General features: G+C 69.0%; 16 protein-coding genes. 11 read left to right on the forward strand and 5 right to left on the reverse strand.

Features of this window, described 5'->3' with window-relative positions:
- Positions 1-252: 252 nt before the first annotated feature.
- The 4 genes from GS4_RS22860 to manB all read left to right on the forward strand — a co-directional run bounded on the left by GS4_RS22860 (position 253) and on the right by manB (position 4,076).
- Complete coding sequence (locus GS4_RS22860) at positions 253-471, forward strand: hypothetical protein (protein WP_007625069.1); 219 nt, start codon at positions 253-255, stop codon at positions 469-471.
- Between the two features lie 378 nt (positions 472-849).
- Positions 850-1,878: a dTDP-4-dehydrorhamnose reductase gene (rfbD, locus tag GS4_RS22865; protein ID WP_007625072.1), complete on the forward strand. Its 1,029-nt coding sequence runs from the start codon at positions 850-852 to the stop codon at positions 1,876-1,878.
- A gap of 116 nt (positions 1,879-1,994) precedes the next feature.
- The gene (locus GS4_RS22870; protein WP_040511604.1) at positions 1,995-2,873 is read left to right on the forward strand and encodes a glycosyltransferase family 2 protein; all 879 of its coding nucleotides are present in this window, start codon (positions 1,995-1,997) and stop codon (positions 2,871-2,873) included.
- An 84-nt stretch (positions 2,874-2,957) separates the two neighbouring features.
- Complete coding sequence (gene manB / locus GS4_RS22875; protein ID WP_007625075.1) at positions 2,958-4,076, forward strand: mannose-1-phosphate guanylyltransferase; 1,119 nt, start codon at positions 2,958-2,960, stop codon at positions 4,074-4,076.
- Positions 4,077-4,180: 104 nt separating this feature from the next.
- Here manB and GS4_RS22880 read toward each other — a convergent pair whose 3' ends face one another.
- A complete protein-coding gene (locus GS4_RS22880) occupies positions 4,181-4,831 on the reverse strand; it encodes an O-methyltransferase (RefSeq protein WP_007625076.1) in 651 nt (216 codons plus the stop codon).
- 299 nt (positions 4,832-5,130) lie between these two features.
- Between GS4_RS22880 and sigE the strand changes: the two genes are divergently transcribed.
- The 4 genes from sigE (at position 5,131) to tatB (ending at position 8,637) form a co-directional block, all read left to right on the forward strand.
- Positions 5,131-5,805, forward strand: a complete 675-nt coding sequence (gene sigE / locus GS4_RS22885; protein ID WP_174344040.1) for an RNA polymerase sigma factor SigE — start codon at positions 5,131-5,133, stop codon at positions 5,803-5,805.
- A gap of 212 nt (positions 5,806-6,017) precedes the next feature.
- Entirely contained in the window at positions 6,018-6,605 is a 588-nt protein-coding gene (locus GS4_RS22890) for a hypothetical protein (protein WP_040511625.1), read from the forward strand.
- Positions 6,606-6,609: 4 nt separating this feature from the next.
- Complete coding sequence (locus tag GS4_RS22895) at positions 6,610-8,136, forward strand: S1C family serine protease (protein ID WP_007625080.1); 1,527 nt, start codon at positions 6,610-6,612, stop codon at positions 8,134-8,136.
- Between the two features lie 27 nt (positions 8,137-8,163).
- On the forward strand, positions 8,164-8,637 hold the full coding sequence (gene tatB / locus GS4_RS22900) for a Sec-independent protein translocase protein TatB (protein ID WP_007625082.1): 474 nt from the start codon (positions 8,164-8,166) through the stop codon (positions 8,635-8,637).
- 60 nt (positions 8,638-8,697) lie between these two features.
- Here tatB and GS4_RS22905 read toward each other — a convergent pair whose 3' ends face one another.
- The 4 genes from GS4_RS22905 to GS4_RS22920 form a co-directional block, all read right to left on the reverse strand.
- Positions 8,698-9,843 (reverse strand): Mrp/NBP35 family ATP-binding protein, encoded by a 1,146-nt coding sequence (locus GS4_RS22905; protein ID WP_040511627.1) that lies wholly within the window; start codon positions 9,841-9,843, stop codon positions 8,698-8,700.
- A gap of 37 nt (positions 9,844-9,880) precedes the next feature.
- A complete protein-coding gene (locus GS4_RS22910) occupies positions 9,881-11,014 on the reverse strand; it encodes a lytic transglycosylase domain-containing protein (RefSeq protein WP_174344041.1) in 1,134 nt (377 codons plus the stop codon).
- A 99-nt stretch (positions 11,015-11,113) separates the two neighbouring features.
- Positions 11,114-11,692 (reverse strand): DUF1003 domain-containing protein, encoded by a 579-nt coding sequence (locus GS4_RS22915; protein ID WP_007625093.1) that lies wholly within the window; start codon positions 11,690-11,692, stop codon positions 11,114-11,116.
- Complete coding sequence (locus GS4_RS22920; protein ID WP_007625096.1) at positions 11,689-13,029, reverse strand: magnesium transporter MgtE N-terminal domain-containing protein; 1,341 nt, start codon at positions 13,027-13,029, stop codon at positions 11,689-11,691. Before GS4_RS22920 ends, GS4_RS22915 begins: the two co-directional genes overlap by 4 nt.
- A gap of 49 nt (positions 13,030-13,078) precedes the next feature.
- Here GS4_RS22920 and GS4_RS22925 point away from each other — a divergent pair, with 49 nt between their 5' ends.
- The 3 genes from GS4_RS22925 (at position 13,079) to GS4_RS22935 (ending at position 16,379) form a co-directional block, all read left to right on the forward strand.
- Positions 13,079-13,561 carry a YflT domain-containing protein gene (locus tag GS4_RS22925; RefSeq protein ID WP_007625098.1) on the forward strand — a complete coding sequence of 161 codons (483 nt, stop codon included), beginning with the start codon at positions 13,079-13,081 and terminating at the stop codon, positions 13,559-13,561.
- A gap of 254 nt (positions 13,562-13,815) precedes the next feature.
- Positions 13,816-15,222, forward strand: a complete 1,407-nt coding sequence (locus tag GS4_RS22930; RefSeq protein WP_245555807.1) for an extracellular solute-binding protein — start codon at positions 13,816-13,818, stop codon at positions 15,220-15,222.
- On the forward strand, positions 15,219-16,379 hold the full coding sequence (locus tag GS4_RS22935; protein WP_083862829.1) for a carbohydrate ABC transporter permease: 1,161 nt from the start codon (positions 15,219-15,221) through the stop codon (positions 16,377-16,379). Before GS4_RS22930 ends, GS4_RS22935 begins: the two co-directional genes overlap by 4 nt.
- Position 16,380 lies beyond the last annotated feature (1 nt).

Genomic DNA, 16,380 nt, shown 5'->3' on the forward strand with positions numbered 1-16,380 from the left:
CGGCCTCCGCGCGCGGGGACGCGCGGCGCTCGCGTCCGCGACGGCGCCGTCAGCGGCCGGCCGGGGCCGTTTCTTCCGGGTCGGTTCGTCGGCGGCGGTTCGGTCGCCGGCGGTGCGCCCAGAACCGGCTCGATCCTCGGCAGGTCGTCGGCGTGGTCCCCGCGCCGGTCCGTCGGGGTCGCGGATCGGCCGCTGTCCCGGTGCGGGTGCGTCGGCAGGACGACGACGGCGTGCGGCTCGGGGCGCGTCCCCATGGTCGCTGCCGCGACGGTTCCCTTCGGGGTCGCTGCCGCGACGGGGCTCTTCGGTGGCGCTGCCGCGACGGGTCTCGTCGATGTCGCTGCCGCGACGGCGCTGACCGGGGGCGGGTCGGGGGCGCCGGAGTTCCTCACGTGCGGGCTCGCGTGGTCCCGACCGACGTCGTTGTCCCTCGCGACCGGAGCCGTCGCGTCCCAGTCCCTCGCGTCCTAGCCCCTCGCGTCCCAGTCCTTCGTGTCCCAGTCCCTCGCGTTCGGTGTCGGCGCGGTCGGAGCCCGGGCGCGGTCGTCGCGGTGGGGCCGGTCGTCGCGAGGTCGCGTCACCGGCGTGGGGACGTCCGCCCGGACGTCGGCGCGCGCCTTCGGATCGCGGGTCCACGGTTCGGGGCCTTCGCCTTTCACTCGATCTGCCTCTGTCCACCGGTTCCGGGCGCGACGGGTCGATGAGCGTGCCGCGGTATTGAAGTGATGAATGAGGTTGTACTGACAACACGTTACTGGTGTGAACAGAGTTTCCGGCCGCGCAACGCCGAGCCGTCCGACCGAGCTGTGCCGTCGAACAGGATGGCGGGCGCCGGGCAAGATGGGTGCCATGTCCACCTCGGATCGCCCCGCATCGCCCACCGCCGACCTCGGCACGACGACCGTCGTGATCATCGGTGCCGCCGGTCAACTGGGGCGAGCGCTCGGTGCCACCGCGCCCGGTGGCGTCGTCATGCGCGGCGCCGACGCCCCTGCGTCTGCCCCACCCGACTCGGTGTCGGTATCGAAGGTCCGCGTGGTGCCTCTCACATCGGCGGACATCGACATCACCGATCAGGCGTCGGTGGACCGGGCCTTGGAGTCGCTGGCTCCCGGCGACGTCGTGATCAACTGTGCTGCCTACACCGACGTCGACGGCGCGGAAGAGCACGCCGACGACGCGGCCGCGGTGAACTCGACCGGTCCGGCGCATCTCGCGCGCACCGTGGCCACCGCGCAGGCCTGGCTGATCCATGTGTCCACCGACTATGTCTTCGCCGGGGCCGCCGCGGGCGATCACAGCGGCTCACCTGCCGGCGACCGGGCGGGATACGAACCCGACGACATCTCCTCGGCGACCCCACCGGCGACCGTCTACGGCGCGACCAAGCTCGCGGGTGAGCGCGCGGCACTCGAGGCCGACCCCTCCGCGACGGTGGTCCGGACGGCGTGGGTGTACACCGGGGGCGCCGACGATCGCGACTTCGTCGGCACGATGCGACGCCTCGAGCGGCAGCGCGACGAGATCTCGGTCGTCGACGATCAGATCGGGTCGCCGACCTACGCCCCGGATCTTGCACGCGGCCTCTGGGAGCTCGCTCTGGACACCGATCGCGCACAGGTGTCCGGCCGCATCCTGCATGCCACGAACAACGGTCGTGCCACCTGGTTCGAGGTGGCACGCGCGGTGTTCGCCGAGGTCGGGGCCGATGCCGAGCGTGTCCGCCCGTGTACGACCGCCGAGTTCCCGCGCCCGGCTCCGCGCCCGGCGTTCTCGGTGCTGTCGGGTGCGTCCTGGGCCGCGGCCGGGCTCACCCCGCTGCGCGAGTGGCGCACCGCCCTGCACGCCGCGGTGGCGGCGACACCGGGCAGTGACTGAGCGAGTACCCCGCCGGGCAGGTCGAACAGGCCGTGTCCCCATCGTCAGCTGATCCGCCGGGCCTGCGGGCAGTCGGGTTGTCGGCGACGTGCAGGCGGTTGGATACCCTGACCCCCGTGACAGCTCCCCTCGCCGTCGTGACGGTCACGTACTCGTCGGGCGCCTACCTCGAGACCTTCCTGCGCAGCCTGGCCGATGCGTCGGCGACCCTCCCGCCGGTGGTCATCGCCGACAACGGTTCGGACGACGGCGCCCCCGAGGCCGCCGAGGAGCGCTACGACAACGTCACGCTGGTCCGCACCGGCGGCAACATCGGTTACGGCGGCGCGATGAACCGGGGGGTGGCCGAACTGGACCCCGAGATCGAGTTCGTGGCCATCGCCAACCCGGATGTCGAGTGGCGGCCCGGTTCGCTGGACGCTTTGCTCGCAGCGGCACAGCGTTGGCCCGATGCCGGTGCACTCGGTCCGCTGATCTGGGAGCCCGACGGTTCGATCTACCCATCGGCGCGTCGGGTGCCCGACCTCGTGTCGGGGACCGGGCACGCCCTCCTGGGGTCGGTCTGGCCGTCCAACCCGTGGACCGCGGCCTACCGCGAGGACGACGCGGAGCCGTCCGAGCGCGTGGTCGGCTGGTTGTCCGGCTCGTGTCTGCTGGTGCGGCGCAGCGCCTTCGACGCCGTCGGGGGATTCGACGCCCGGTACTTCATGTACATGGAGGACGTCGACCTCGGTGATCGGCTGGGCCGTGCCGGGTGGCAGAACGTCTATGTCCCGCACGCGGAGATCGTGCACACGAAGGGACACGCCGCAGGGCGCAACCCGGAGAAGATGCTGCCCGCGCACCATCAGAGCGCATACCGTTTCCAGGCAGACCGGAATCCGGGTCCGTGGCGGGCGCCGATCAGACTCGCGCTGCGCGTCGGCCTCGCCGTACGTTCCCGGGTGGCGGTCCGCGCGGCACGACGCGCACTCGATCGCGATCACCGGTCCTGATGACCCGGACCGGTGCGGGGGGACGCTTTCGGCTCCGACGATCACGACCTCCGGCACCCGCCGGAGTCCAGGAAGGAATCAGCAGTGGCCTCTGAAGAACGCACCGCCGACGCGCCCCGAACCGAGGGTGCCGCGCCGAAGGTCCAGGCTGTCGTCCTGGTCGGCGGCAAGGGCACACGACTGCGCCCGTTGACGCTGTCGGCGCCCAAGCCGATGCTGCCGACCGCCGGTCTGCCGTTCCTCACCCATCTGTTGTCGCGGATCCGTGCCGCGGGGATCACCGACGTCGTCCTGGGCACCTCGTTCCAGGCGCAGGTGTTCGCCGATCATTACGGTGACGGCGCCGACCTCGGCATCTCGCTGCGTTATGTCACCGAGGAGGAGCCCCTCGGCACCGGCGGCGGTATCCGCAACGTCCTCGACCACCTCACCGCCGACACCATCGTCGTGTTCAACGGCGACGTCCTCAGCGGCGCCGACGTCGGTGACGTCGTGAACACCCACCACACCTCGGGTGCCGACGTCACCATGCACCTGGTGCGCGTCGGTGACCCCCGCGCCTTCGGCTGCGTCCCCACCGACGACGCCGGTCGGGTCACCGCGTTCCTGGAGAAGACGCAGGACCCGCCCACCGACCAGATCAACGCCGGCACGTATGTCTTCCGCCGTGAGGTCATCGAGGAGATCCCGGCGGGACGCGCGGTGTCGGTGGAGCGCGAGGTGTTCCCGCAGTTGCTCACCGACGGGCGGCACATCCAGGGCCACGTCGACTACTCCTACTGGCGTGACATGGGTACCCCCGAGGACTTCGTCCGTGGCTCGGCCGACCTCGTGCGTGGCATCGCACCCTCGCCCGCACTCACGACCACGCACGGTGAGTCGTTGGTGCACGACGGTGCCGGAGTGGCGCCCGGAGCGGTACTGGTCGGCGGTACCGTCGTCGGCCGCGGCGCGGAGATCGGTCCGCGCGCACGCCTGGACGGCGCGGTGATCTTCGACGGCGCCGTGATCGAGGCAGGTGCTGTCGTCGAGCGCAGCATCGTCGGGTTCGGCGCGCGACTCGGGCCTCGTGCGCTGGTGCGCGACACGGTCATCGGCGACGGAGCCGAGATCGGCGCGCGGTGTGAATTGTTGCGCGGCGCCCGCGTGTGGCCCGGCGTCCAGATCCCCGACAACGGGGTGCGGTTCTCCACCGACGTGTGATCCCGGCTCTCGGGGTGCGCGGAGGCCGTCCCGGCGACGGGTCGTCCTTGCGACGACCGCGCGTCCGATCGGTGGTCGACCCGTCCGGTTCTCGCGGTGTCCGGTCAGCGCGCCTTGGCGGCCGCGAGTACACCGGGGCCCAGTGGGATCACCACGGGCAGCAACCGATCGTCGTCGGCGATGGTGATGGCCGCCTCGCGGGCCGCGGTGGTCAGTGTGTCGGTGCGCGACGGGTCGCCGACGGCACCGTCGGCGGTGGCGTTGTGCACGATCAGCACGCCGCCGGCCCGGAGCAGTCGGACGGCCTCGGTGACGTGTCGCGGATGATCGATGACCGGGCCGTCGACGAACACGATGTCGTAGGCGTCGTCGGCGAGCCGGGGGAGCACCTCACGGGGGGCGCCGTTGATCAAGCGGGTCCGGCCGGCCGCGATGTCGGCAGCCGCGAACGACGCCCGCGCGGCGCGATGGTGTTCGGGTTCAGGATCGATTGTCGTGAGCACGCCGTCGGCGGCCATACCGTTCAACAGCCACAGGCCGCTCACGCCGGCACCGGTCCCGATCTCCACCACCGCGCGCGCGTCGCAGGCTCGTGCGAGCAGCGCCAGCAGGGCACCGACCGCCGGGCTGACCGTGCCCGCACCCAGCTCCTCGGCCCGTGCTCGCGCCTCCAGGACGGCGTCGTCCTCGACGATCGCGGACTCCGCATAGTCGATCAGGGAGGCCGGGCTCGATCGGTCGGGAGAGTCACTCACCCCACGAGATTAGGCCGAACGGGGTACCAACCGGTGCACGGCACGCCCGACCAGCGCACACTGTGCTCGACGGCAGGCACGAAACCTCTCCGCGGGGGTCGGCGCCGACATCCTCAGCGAAACCTCAGCACTCTCATACGGCGACCACACTCCGGTGGGAGAGGGTGATCACCAGGACGGGGTCGCAGGGACCACGAACAGCGGAATACCGTGGCGACGTCCGATGTTTACCACCGTGAACATGAGTCAACCCGACGACATGGGTTCGGCGTGGAGCGAAAGGGAATCGGCCACCGACGATGAGTGATCCGCATGGGTCTGTGAACGGCGTCTCGACCGATACCGAGTCGAAGGGTGCCGTGGTCGATACAGACGCGACCGACGCAGGCGTTCCCGAGGGCACCGCGGGCTTCGACGCCACCGGCAACGAGCTGTTGATGCCGAGCTGGGACGAGCTGGTCCGCGAGCACGCCGACCGGGTCTACCGTCTCGCCTACCGTCTGTCGGGCAATCAACATGACGCCGAGGACCTCACCCAGGAGACGTTCATCCGGGTGTTCCGCTCGCTGTCGAACTACCGGCCCGGGACCTTCGAGGGCTGGCTGCACCGCATCACCACCAACCTCTTCCTGGACATGGTGCGTCGCCGCGCCAAGATCCGTATGGAGGCGCTGCCCGAGGAGTACGACCGGGTGCCCTCCGACACCCCGGATCCCCAGCAGATCTTCGACAACGCCAACCTCGACCCGGATCTGCAACGGGCGCTCGACGCCCTTCCCCCGGAATTTCGTGCCGCGGTCGTCCTGTGTGACATCGAGGGTCTTTCCTACGAGGAGATCGCAACCACCCTCGGTGTGAAGCTCGGCACCGTCCGGAGCCGCATCCACCGCGGCCGGCAGAGCATCCGCGACCACCTCGCGGCCGCCGGACACACCGACGCCCGCTCGGTCGCAGTCGGGGCCCACCAGTCCTGATCGGCCCGCGGGGCCTGCCCGGCGCGAGCGTTGCGGACGCCTCGTCGCCGACTCTCTCGCCCCCGATCGCCGTCGAGGCGTTCGAGTACTGTCGGGAACCGCCGCGTCCCGAGCTTCGTTATTCAGTTCGGATAGGCTGGGTGGCCGACGGCAGCACGGCAGTTGCGGCACGTCGGTTGCGCAGCGATGACGCAGACGAGAGGGGTGAGGTGATGATGGAGGGCAGCGGAGGTCGACCCGCGCCAGGGGAGCACATCGGCGGCCCGCTCGACGGCCACAATCTGCGCCGTCGTCGCTCGGCTTGGAACCCGGCATCCTGGAGCGCCGGATCGTGGAGTCCCACGTCCTGGTCTCCCGCGTCGGCGTCACTGGCCCCCAACCGCGGATATCGCGCTCCGGGAACTCCCGGTGGTCGCCGGTTCGCACCCACCGAACATCTCGCACCAGAAGCAGTCGCGGCTTTCGTCGACGGCGAACTCGGCATGACCGCCCACGCGCGCGCAGCCGACCACCTCGCGATCTGCACCGAATGCATCGCCGCTGTCGACGCGCAGGTCGCCGCCAGGGCTCGTCTGCGCACCTCCGGCGGCATCTCGATGCCCGCCGGACTGCTCGGCGCGCTGAGTCAGATCCCCACGCGAGAGATCGACATCTCGGGTTCCACCGCAGCGGAGACCGACCGCATCCCGGAGCGTCGTTCGGGCCGGGGATTCCCGGTCGTCCGACCGTCCGCACCGGATCAGTCGGCACCGAACTTCTCTTCCACCCGTGACCGGATGAATCGCTGGCGAGGCCGCTGACACCGTGGAGCCGGACAACACGAACCCGCCCGAGGCCGAGCGGTGGGGGAAACCCGATGCCGGAACCCCGGAAGCCGGCGGATCGCCTGCCGCCGACGTGACGCCGACGTCGGCTCGTCACTCTCCGGTCTCTCCATCGACCGCCCAGGTGTTCGGTCGCCCCTCCGGCGTGCGCGGGTCGTTCGCGCCCACCGACCGACAGTCGTCGGATCAGCCCGCTCCTCAGGTCGGTCCGCCCGACCCGGTGCTGGCCGAGGCATTCGGGCGGCCCGCCGGTGAGTCGGAGACGTTGCAGCGCGATCCGCTGGCCCGCTACGGCGAGGAGACCGACGAACCGGCACCTGCCGATCCATGGCGGGACCCGGAGAGCATCGCTGCGCTCGACCGCCCCGCGCTGGGTACGCCCGAGGTCGCCGAACCGACCACTCCCGGACCGAAACTCGGGATTCGGCAGGTTCTGCTCGGCAACACCGTCACGTGGCACGCACTGGCCACCCTCGCCGTCATCGCGCTGCTGATCGGCGTCTTCGGCGGCCTGGTCGGACGATGGACGGCCGAGGTGGTCTCGCCGCTCAACTCCGACTCGGTGCAACTGTCCACCGGCGACGAGGGCGGCACCGCGCCGCGCTCGTCTGTGGCACGCGTCGCCCAGGCGGTGGAGAAGTCGGTGGTCGCCATCGACGTCCGCACCGGCAGCGCATTCGGCACCGGATCGGGCTTCGTCATCAACGACGACGGCTACATCGTCACCAACAACCACGTGATCGCGATGGCGGCCAACGACCGCAGCGCAAAACTCGAGGTCGTGTTCTCCGACCGCACGCGCGTGCCCGCCCGCATCGCCGGGCGCGACACCAAGACCGACATCGCGGTCGTGAAGGTCGACAACGTCGACAACCTGACGGTCTCGAACCTCGGTACGTCGGCCGACCTGCAGATCGGTGAGGAGGTCATCGCCTTCGGATCGCCGCTGGGCCTCGACCGGACCGTCACCAGCGGCATCGTCAGTGCGCTGAACCGTCCGGTGCCGCTGCGGCCCGACGCCGAGTCCGACACCGATGCGGTGATCGACGCCATCCAGACCGACGCGGCGATCAACCCGGGCAACTCCGGCGGCCCCCTGGTCAACGACGACGCGAAGGTCGTCGGGATCAACACCGCGGGTCTCGTCCCCGGTGGCGGCTCCATCGGACTGGGTTTCGCGATCCCGATCGATCAGGTCGTGCCCATCGCGCAGGCATTGATCCGCGACGGCCGGGTGAACCACCCGCAGATCGGGCTCAACGCCAGCTCCGTCCGCAACGATCGCGTCCTCGGCGCCCAGGTCCGTAACGTCGTCGCCGGTGGTCCGGCCGAAAGAGCAGGCGTGCGTGAGAACGATGTGGTCACCTCGTTCAACGGACGTGCCATCGAGAGCGCCGACGAATTGACGGTCGCGGTCCGAACGGCGAAGATCGACGGCGCGGTGAAGTTCAAGTACTGGCGTGACGGTCGGACCTTCGACGGTACGATCACGCCGACCAGCGACTGACGGTCGACAGCGAGCAGGGACGGCGAGATGTTCAGCAACATCGGATGGGGCGAACTGCTCATCCTGCTGGCCGCGGGCCTGATAATCCTCGGCCCGGAACGCCTCCCGGGTGCGGTCTCGTGGTCGATGAAGTCGCTGCGACAGGTTCGCGACTACGCCACCGGCGCCAGCAGCCAGCTCCGCGACGAGCTCGGTCCGGAGTTCGACGAACTGCGCAAACCGCTGTCGGAACTGAACGAGTTGCGGGGGATGACGCCGCGCGCGATGGTGACCAAACACCTTCTGGACGGCGACAACTCGCTGTTCGACACCTTCGGCTCGTCACCGACCGTCGACCGCTCGAGTGTCGATGCGCCGAACATCAAGCCGGTGTCCAAGCCGCTGCCGGTCGAGTCACTGCCGGTCGATGCGCCGAATCCGACCTCGACGTCGGCCGCTGCCGAGAAGGGCGGGCCGACCGAGCGTTCGCGGCACGACATCACCGACTGGGACGCGACCTAGCCGACCGGCTCCCGGTCGCTGCTGCGGCGGCGATCGAACCAGGTTGACCGCCCCGGCCAATCAGCCGTGGCGTGTGGTGTCCAGCCCCAGACTCATGCCCGCCAGCCCGCGCCGACGGACGGCGAGCTTCTCGGCGATGGCGCGCAGCGCCGACCCGGACGCCGACTCCGGGTCGGAGAGCACGACGGGCACCCCCGAATCGCCGCCCTCGCGCAGGGTCGTCTCCAGCGGCACCTGCCCGAGCAGTTCGACGTTCGAACCGACCGCCCGAGTCAGTCGCTCGGCGACCATCTCGCCACCACCGGAACCGAACGGTTCCATCCGCGTCCCGTCGGGCAGTTCCATCCACGACATGTTCTCGACGACGCCCAGGATCTTCTGACGGGTCTGCAACGCGATCGCACCGGCGCGTTCGGCAACCTCTGCCGCGGCTTGCTGTGGTGTGGTGACCACCAAGATCTCGGCGCCGGGGATGAGCTGGGCGATCGAGATCGCCACGTCACCGGTACCGGGCGGCAGGTCGAGCAGCAGGATGTCGAGGTCGCCCCAGTAGACGTCGGCGAGGAACTGCTGCAGCGCGCGGTGCAACATCGGTCCGCGCCAGGTCACCGGGGTGTTCCCGTCGGTGAACTGACCGATGGAGATGAATCGGATGTCGTGGCTGATCGGCGGCATGATCATCTTCTCGACCTGCGTCGGCTTGGCGTCGCTGCCGAGCATGCGCGGGACGGAGTGACCGTAGATGTCGGCGTCGAGCACACCGACGCTGAGGCCGCGGGCGGCGAGCGCAGCGGCGAGGTTCACCGTCACGCTGGACTTGCCGACGCCGCCCTTGCCGGAGGCGACCGCGTACACGCGGGTCAGCGAGCCCGGCTGGGCGAACGGGATGGTCGGCTCGGCGCGATCACCGCGCAGCTTCTTGCGCAGTTCGGTGCGCTGCTCGTCGGTCATGACGTCGAGTTCGACGCGGACGGTGCCGACACCGGGCACGTCCGCGGCGGCCTGCTCGACCCGATCCACGATCTGGGTGCGCATCGGACAACCGGAGGTGGTCAGGTAGACGCCGATGTCGGCGCTGGCATCGTCGTTGACGGCGATCGACTTGACCATGCCGAGGTCGGTGATGGGTTTGCCGATCTCGGGATCGTTCACCTTGCTCAGCGCGGCGCGGATCGCGGATTCGGTTGGCACAACTCCGGTAGTCATCATCGCCAGCTTACGCTGGCGCGATCAGCCCCCCTGATCAGCGGGCCATGCCCGGGGCCTGCGCCGACGGTACGGCGCGTGCCGGTGGCGCGGACGGGCCGGGAGTCGCCTTCGGCGGGACCCCGACCCGCGGCTGGGGCTGCGGTTTCGGCTGCAGCTGCGGCGGCAGCGGTGGCAGGCAGATGACGAAGCAGTTCCGTGCATCGGGCGATTGCGTGGTGGATTCGGTCGACGATGGAGCCGACGACGAGGACCCGGGTTCCGGACGGGGCTTGGAACTGGTGCTCGACGACGACGTCGCGGGCTTCTTCGGCTCACGGATGCCGTCGGTGGGCAGCACTCCGGTCGCATACGCGCCGGCCCAGCCGAGCACATTCGACACGTACTCCATCGAGCGGTTGTACCGCAGCACGGCCGACACCTTGGTCCGGTCGTTCATGATGTCGGTGATACCCGCACACAGGTAGCGGCCGGCCGAGTACGTGGCGTCGAAGACGTTGTTGGGATCGGACTTGCCGTCCCCGTTGGCATCCGATCCCCAGGCCGCCCAGGTGCTCGGGATGAACTGCATCGGACCCATCGCGCGGTCGTGGGCGGGATCGCCGTCGATCCGACCACCGTCGGTGTCCTTGATGACGGCGTTGCCTGCGAGCGACCCGTCCAGGACGGGGCCTGCGATGGGATTGATCGTGGTGCCGAACTGGTCGACCGAGCCGTTGCCCGCGTGGTTCGACTCGATACGGCCGATGCCGGCGAGCAGAAACCACGGCAGCTTGCACTGCGGACTCTCGGCACCGACCCGGTTCGCGGCCAGTTTGTACGCCTGGAGCACGATGCCGGGGATGCCAAGTGGTCCGCTGGGCAGGCCCGCGGCGATCCGGAACTGCGGAGTGGCCACCGGGGCTTGGGGTTCGGTGGGCATCGGTGGCGGCGCGAAACCCAGCAGCATCGCGGGAGAGGCAGGCAGGACCTCGGCGACCGGCAGTGCGACATCACTGGTCTGCGCGGTCGGGATTCCGCCCTGAGCGCTCGATGCGGCTCCGCCGAGCACCAACGCCGCCACCAACACACCACCGGCACCGACGGCCGCGGCGCGACGCGGGAACCGCCCGCGGCGCGGTCCATGGGCACGCCGGAAGATGCCACGACCCGCCGTCGACGTCCTCGTCACACATCCACCTCTGCTGAAACCGACCACCCCGCAGCCCGTTCACGAGCCGAGTTGTGACCCACACTACATATGGGTCGCGTGTCCCAGTGTCGGAATCGTTCAGTTCCGTGGTATGTGCAGATCGCCCGGTGAATCCGGACCAGAACTCCCGTCGCGGTCGGCATCGCCGTAGAACGGGTCGGCGTCGTCGGTGTCGCCGGCGCGTTCCACGATCCGTTCGGTGAGTTCGGTGAGCAGATCGTCGAGTTCTTTGCGCAGATAGTCGCGGGTCACCGTGTCGCCGACCGCCAGTCGTACCGCGGCCAGCTCGCGGGCCAGGAACTCGGTGTCCGCCTTGGTCTGCGCGGCCCGGATCCGGTCCTCCTCGAGGGCCACCTTGTCGCGATTCTCCTGCCGGTTCTGGGCCAACAGGATCAACGGCGCCGCATACGCCGCCTGGGTCGAGAAGGCGAGGTTGAGCAGGATGAACGGATAGGGATCCCACCGGATGGATACGGCGACCAGGTTGAGTGCGATCCAGACGAGGACGATGACCGTCTGGATCGCCAGATAGCGTCCGGTGCCCAGGAATCGGGCGACGCGCTCGCTGTAGACGCCGATGATGTCGGAGTCGAGGTTGAAGGAGAAGCCGCGCCGGGCGCGCGGGGTGTCGAGGCGGCGCCCGGGCTGTTCGCTCATCGACGATCTCCCAGTCGGCGGCCGCCGCCGGTCGGCGTGAGGCCGTCGACGATCGGGATCTCGCCGGTGTCCTCAGGTTCGGTCTCGCGCCAGTCGCGGGGCAGGAGCTCGTCGAGGAGGTCGTCGACGCTCACCGCACCGAGCAGATGCCCTTCGTCATCGACGACGGGACCGCAGACCAGGTTGTAGGTCGCGAAGTACCGGGTCATCGTCTCCAGTGAGTCCTCGGGATGGAGGTGGGCGAGGTCGGTGTCCAGGATTCCGCCGACGATGTTCGCGGGGGGCTCGCGCAGCAGGGCCTGCAGGTGCACGCATCCGAGGTACTTGCCCGTCGGCGTCGCCGTCGGCGGCCGCACGACGAACGCCAGGCTCGCCGCGGCGGGTGTGATGTCCGGGTCGCGCACGCGGGCGAGTGTCTCGGCGACGGTGGTCGACGCCGTGACGATGATCGGCTCGGAGGTCATCAGACCGCCGGCGGTGTCCGGGGAGTGCGTCAACAGCCGTCGGACCGGTTCGGATTCCAGCGGATCCATCCGCTCCAGCAGGGACTCGGCCTCGGTGTCGGGCAGTTCGCCGAGGAGGTCGGCCGCGTCGTCGGGGTCCATGGCCTCCAGCACGTCGACCGCGCGGTCCCGCGGCAGGTTCGACAGGAGGTCCTTCTGGTCGTCGGGCGGCAACTCCTGCAGCACGTCCGCCAGCCGCTCGTCGTCGAGCGCGGCGGCGATCTCGTCCCGACGTTTGGTCGGCAACTCCCGGAGTGCGTGCGCGACGTCCGCGGCGCGCATCCCTTCGAACTGTGAGAGTGCCTGTGCCACACCCTGACCGGGGAGGTTGAGTGCGGTCTGGGTCAGGCCGTGCACGCGTGCCCACTCCACCACATGTGTCTCGCCGCGGCGCCGCAGACCCTTGCGACCGGAGCGGACCGCCACCCGGGAGACCACCCAGTCGCGTGTGCGGGTGCGCTCGATGCCGAGATCGACCACGGTGACGTCCTGGTCGGCGAGATCGGCGAGATCGGGATCGTCGACACGGACCCGGCTGTCGAGCACCTGACCCACAGCCAGGGCCTCGCCTGGCCGGATGTGCAGTCGCCGCAGGCTCACCGTTCCGGTGTTGAGCGTCACCGCGTGTGACTCGACGCTCGTCACCCGCAGCATCGGCACGAAGATCCGTCGGCGCGTGGTGAGTTCGACCGCGAGGCCGAGGGCGCGTGGCTGCTGTGTCGTGATCCGGACCGAGATCACGACGTCGCGGACCCGGCCGATCGACTCGCCGTCGGGACCGAGAACGGCGAGGCCGACTAACCTGGCCACGAAGACCTTGCTCACCGACGACATGGGGACCAGCGTAGTTCCACCAGTGCCACGGACCCGGAGAGGACACGAGATGACCAACCCGTTGCGCCCAGGTCGGGAGACCCCGGGGTTGCCGACACCACCGAAAGGGTGGCCGATCGGCTCGTACGGCACCTATGCCGAGGCGCAGAAGGCCGTCGACCACCTGTCCGACCAGCAGTTCCCGGTCGAGGACGTCACCATCGTCGGGGTCGACCTGATGCAGGTCGAGCGCGTCATCGGTCGACTCACCTGGGGAAAGGTGATCGGAGGCGGGGTCGTGTCCGGTGCGTGGCTCGGCCTCTTCTTCGGCCTCCTGGTCACGCTCGTGGTCAACCAGCCCCTTGCGCTCATCTTTGGTCTGGTCGGCGGCATCATCTTCGGTGTGATCTCCACGACCATCCCGTACGCGGCCACGCGCGGACAGCGGGACTTCGCGTCCACGATGCAGTTGGTGGCCGGGCGATACGACGTGCTGTGTGATCCGCGGAGTGCGGAAAAGGCCCGCGACCTGCTGGCGAAACTGACGATCTGACCGATCTGAAAGCCGCAATCCACCCTGGCACACATCACGATCGCGTGCGGTTTGGCACGTCCATGCCGATTGTGTTGCACGTCACGAAGCGCGACATATAACGTACCCTCCAGGCTCACCGGTGCACCTCGACGTCGCTGCACCGCGTCCGACATCGAGGAGGCTGCGTGCGGAGCAAGGCTGGCGGTGCTGTCCCGGGTCATCGATCATCAAGGGGGAGAGATACTTCGATTCGGGGGTTCCGGCGAAAGCTGATCGTGGCCGCAGCCGCGATCGGTGTCGCGATCCCGCTGGTCAGTGCGTGCGGGTCGGGGTACACCCCACGGACCCTCAACATCTACCCGCCGGCCGACGGCGCATCGTTCATCGACAAGGTCGGCAAGCAGTGCACCGCCGACTCCAACGGTGAGTACAAGATCGTCACCACCCCGCTGCCCAAGGCGGCCGACGACCAGCGTCTGCAACTGGCCCGACGCCTCGCCGGCAACGACCCGGGTCTCGACCTGATGGGCATGGATGTCGTGTGGACCGCCGAGTTCGCCGATGCCGGCTGGATTCAGCCGGTCCCGGAAGCGTTGGCCGCCAAGGTCGCCGCGACCAGTCTCGGTGGTCCGCGAGAGACCGCGATGTGGAAGACGGCCGACGACACGGAGAAGCGCCTCTACGCGATCCCGACGTGGACCAACACGCAATTGCTCTGGTACCGACCGGATCTCCAGCGCAAGTACCTCAACACCAGCAAGGCGCCGACCACCTGGGACGAGCTGCTGGCGCAGACCCAGGAGATCCGCGCCAAGGGTGGCCCCAGCTACATCATGGTGCAGGGCAAGCAGTACGAGGGCCTGATGGTCTGGTTCAACTCGGTCCTTGCCAGTGCGGGCGGTTCGGTCGTCGGTGCCGACGACCCGAACCGGGTGACCCTGAACGACACCCCTGAGCATCGCGCGGCGACCGTCAAGGCGTTGCAGATCCTCAAGGCCGTCGCCACCGCGCCCGGACACGATCCCTCGTTGACGAACTCCGACGAGTCCTCCGCCCGCCTGGGCATGGAGAACGGCAGCGCGGCCTTCGAGGTGAACTGGCCCTTCGTCTTCTCGTCGATGCGGTCCAACGCAGCCGCCGGAGACGTTCCGTTCTTCCCGGAGATGCAGCAGTTCGCCGGGCTCCTCGCCGAGGATTCCGAGAACCCGCCGACCGATGCCCAACTCGGGCCCGTGAACAAGGTGGTGCGCACCAAGTTCAACTTCGCGCGGTACCCGGGCGTCAACCGCAGCCTCCCCGCGAAGACCACCCTCGGTGGTATCAACATCGCGGTCGCGAGTACGTCCAAGCAGAAGGATCTCGCCTTCAAGGCCGCCGACTGTCTGACCAACGAGGCCGCGCAGAAGGTCTACTCCGTGGAAGGCGGTACCCCGCCGACCATCGAGGCGATCTACGACGACCCCGATTTCCGAGCCGCCTACCCGATGGGCCAGGACATCCGTGCCCAGCTGGAGACGGAGAGTTCGGCCCTGCGTCCGGCTTCGCCGGTCTACCAGGCGATCTCGACGCTGCTGACCGCCAAGCTGAGCCCGGTCGGCGCCTGGGATCCGGAGACGCTGGTCGACCAGCTCGCCGATCAGGTCCGTAAGGCCATCGACGGGGAGGGACTGATCCCATGACAAGCGGTGACAACGGCGAGAACAGTTCGCGCCCGGGTCGGCACAGCCTGCCCGACGACGACACCCCACCGCGGGAGCCGTCCGTCCGTCCGCCGTCGACCGGTGACACCGGCGCCTTGCCGGTGTACTCCGACGAGTGGACACCGCCTCCCGGCGATTCTGCGCCGGTGACCTCAGGTGCAAGCACCGCTGCCGCACCCGCTTCCGGCGGGCTCGGTACAGCTGTTCGTCCCGATGCGTCGGCAGCACCGGCCGGTGGGCGCAAGAACAAGAAGCTGAGCGAGGGCAAGGCGGCCGAGCGTCGCCTGGCGTTCTGGTTGGTGGCCCCGGCCGCCATCATGATGGCGCTCGTCACCGGTTACCCGATCGTCTACGCGTTCTGGCTCTCGCTGAACAAGTCGAGTCTGTCGGCACCGGGGGAGCGCAGCTTCGTCTGGTTCGAGAACTACTCCACAGTCCTCACCGACAACTACTGGTGGACTGCCTTCTCGGTCACCCTCGGCATCACGGTGGTGTCGGTGGTCATCGAGTTGGTGCTGGGCATGGCGATCGCACTCGTCATGCATCGCACCATCTTCGGCAAGGGCACCATCCGTACCGTGGTCCTGATCCCCTACGGCATCGTCACGGTCGCAGCGGCCTTCTCCTGGTATTACGCGTGGACGCCGGAGACCGGTTACCTCGCGAACCTGCTGCCCGACGGCAGTGCGCCGTTGACGCAGCAATGGCCGTCGCTGGCGATCATCGTGTTGGCCGAGGTCTGGAAGACCACCCCGTTCATGGCGCTGCTGCTGCTCGCCGGACTTGCCCTGGTCCCCGACGATCTCCTCAAGGCCGCCCAGGTCGACGGCGCAGGTGCGTGGACTCGCCTGTGGCGCATCATCATCCCGCTGATGAAGCCGGCCATCCTGGTCGCCTTGCTGTTCCGCACACTCGACGCGTTCCGGGTGTTCGACAACATATACGTGCTCACACGTGGCTCCAACGACACGTACTCGGTGTCGATGTTGGGGTACGACAACCTGTTCAAGGCGTTCAACCTGGGCGTGGGATCGGCGATCAGCATCTTGATCTTCTTGTGCGTCGCCATCATCGCGTTCATCTTCATCAAGGGCTTCGGCACCGCGGCGCCCGGTTCCGAGAACGAGGGGAGGTAAG

It is taken from the genome of Gordonia soli NBRC 108243 (assembly GCF_000334455.1).
GTDB classification, from domain to species: Bacteria; Actinomycetota; Actinomycetes; order Mycobacteriales; family Mycobacteriaceae; genus Gordonia; species Gordonia soli.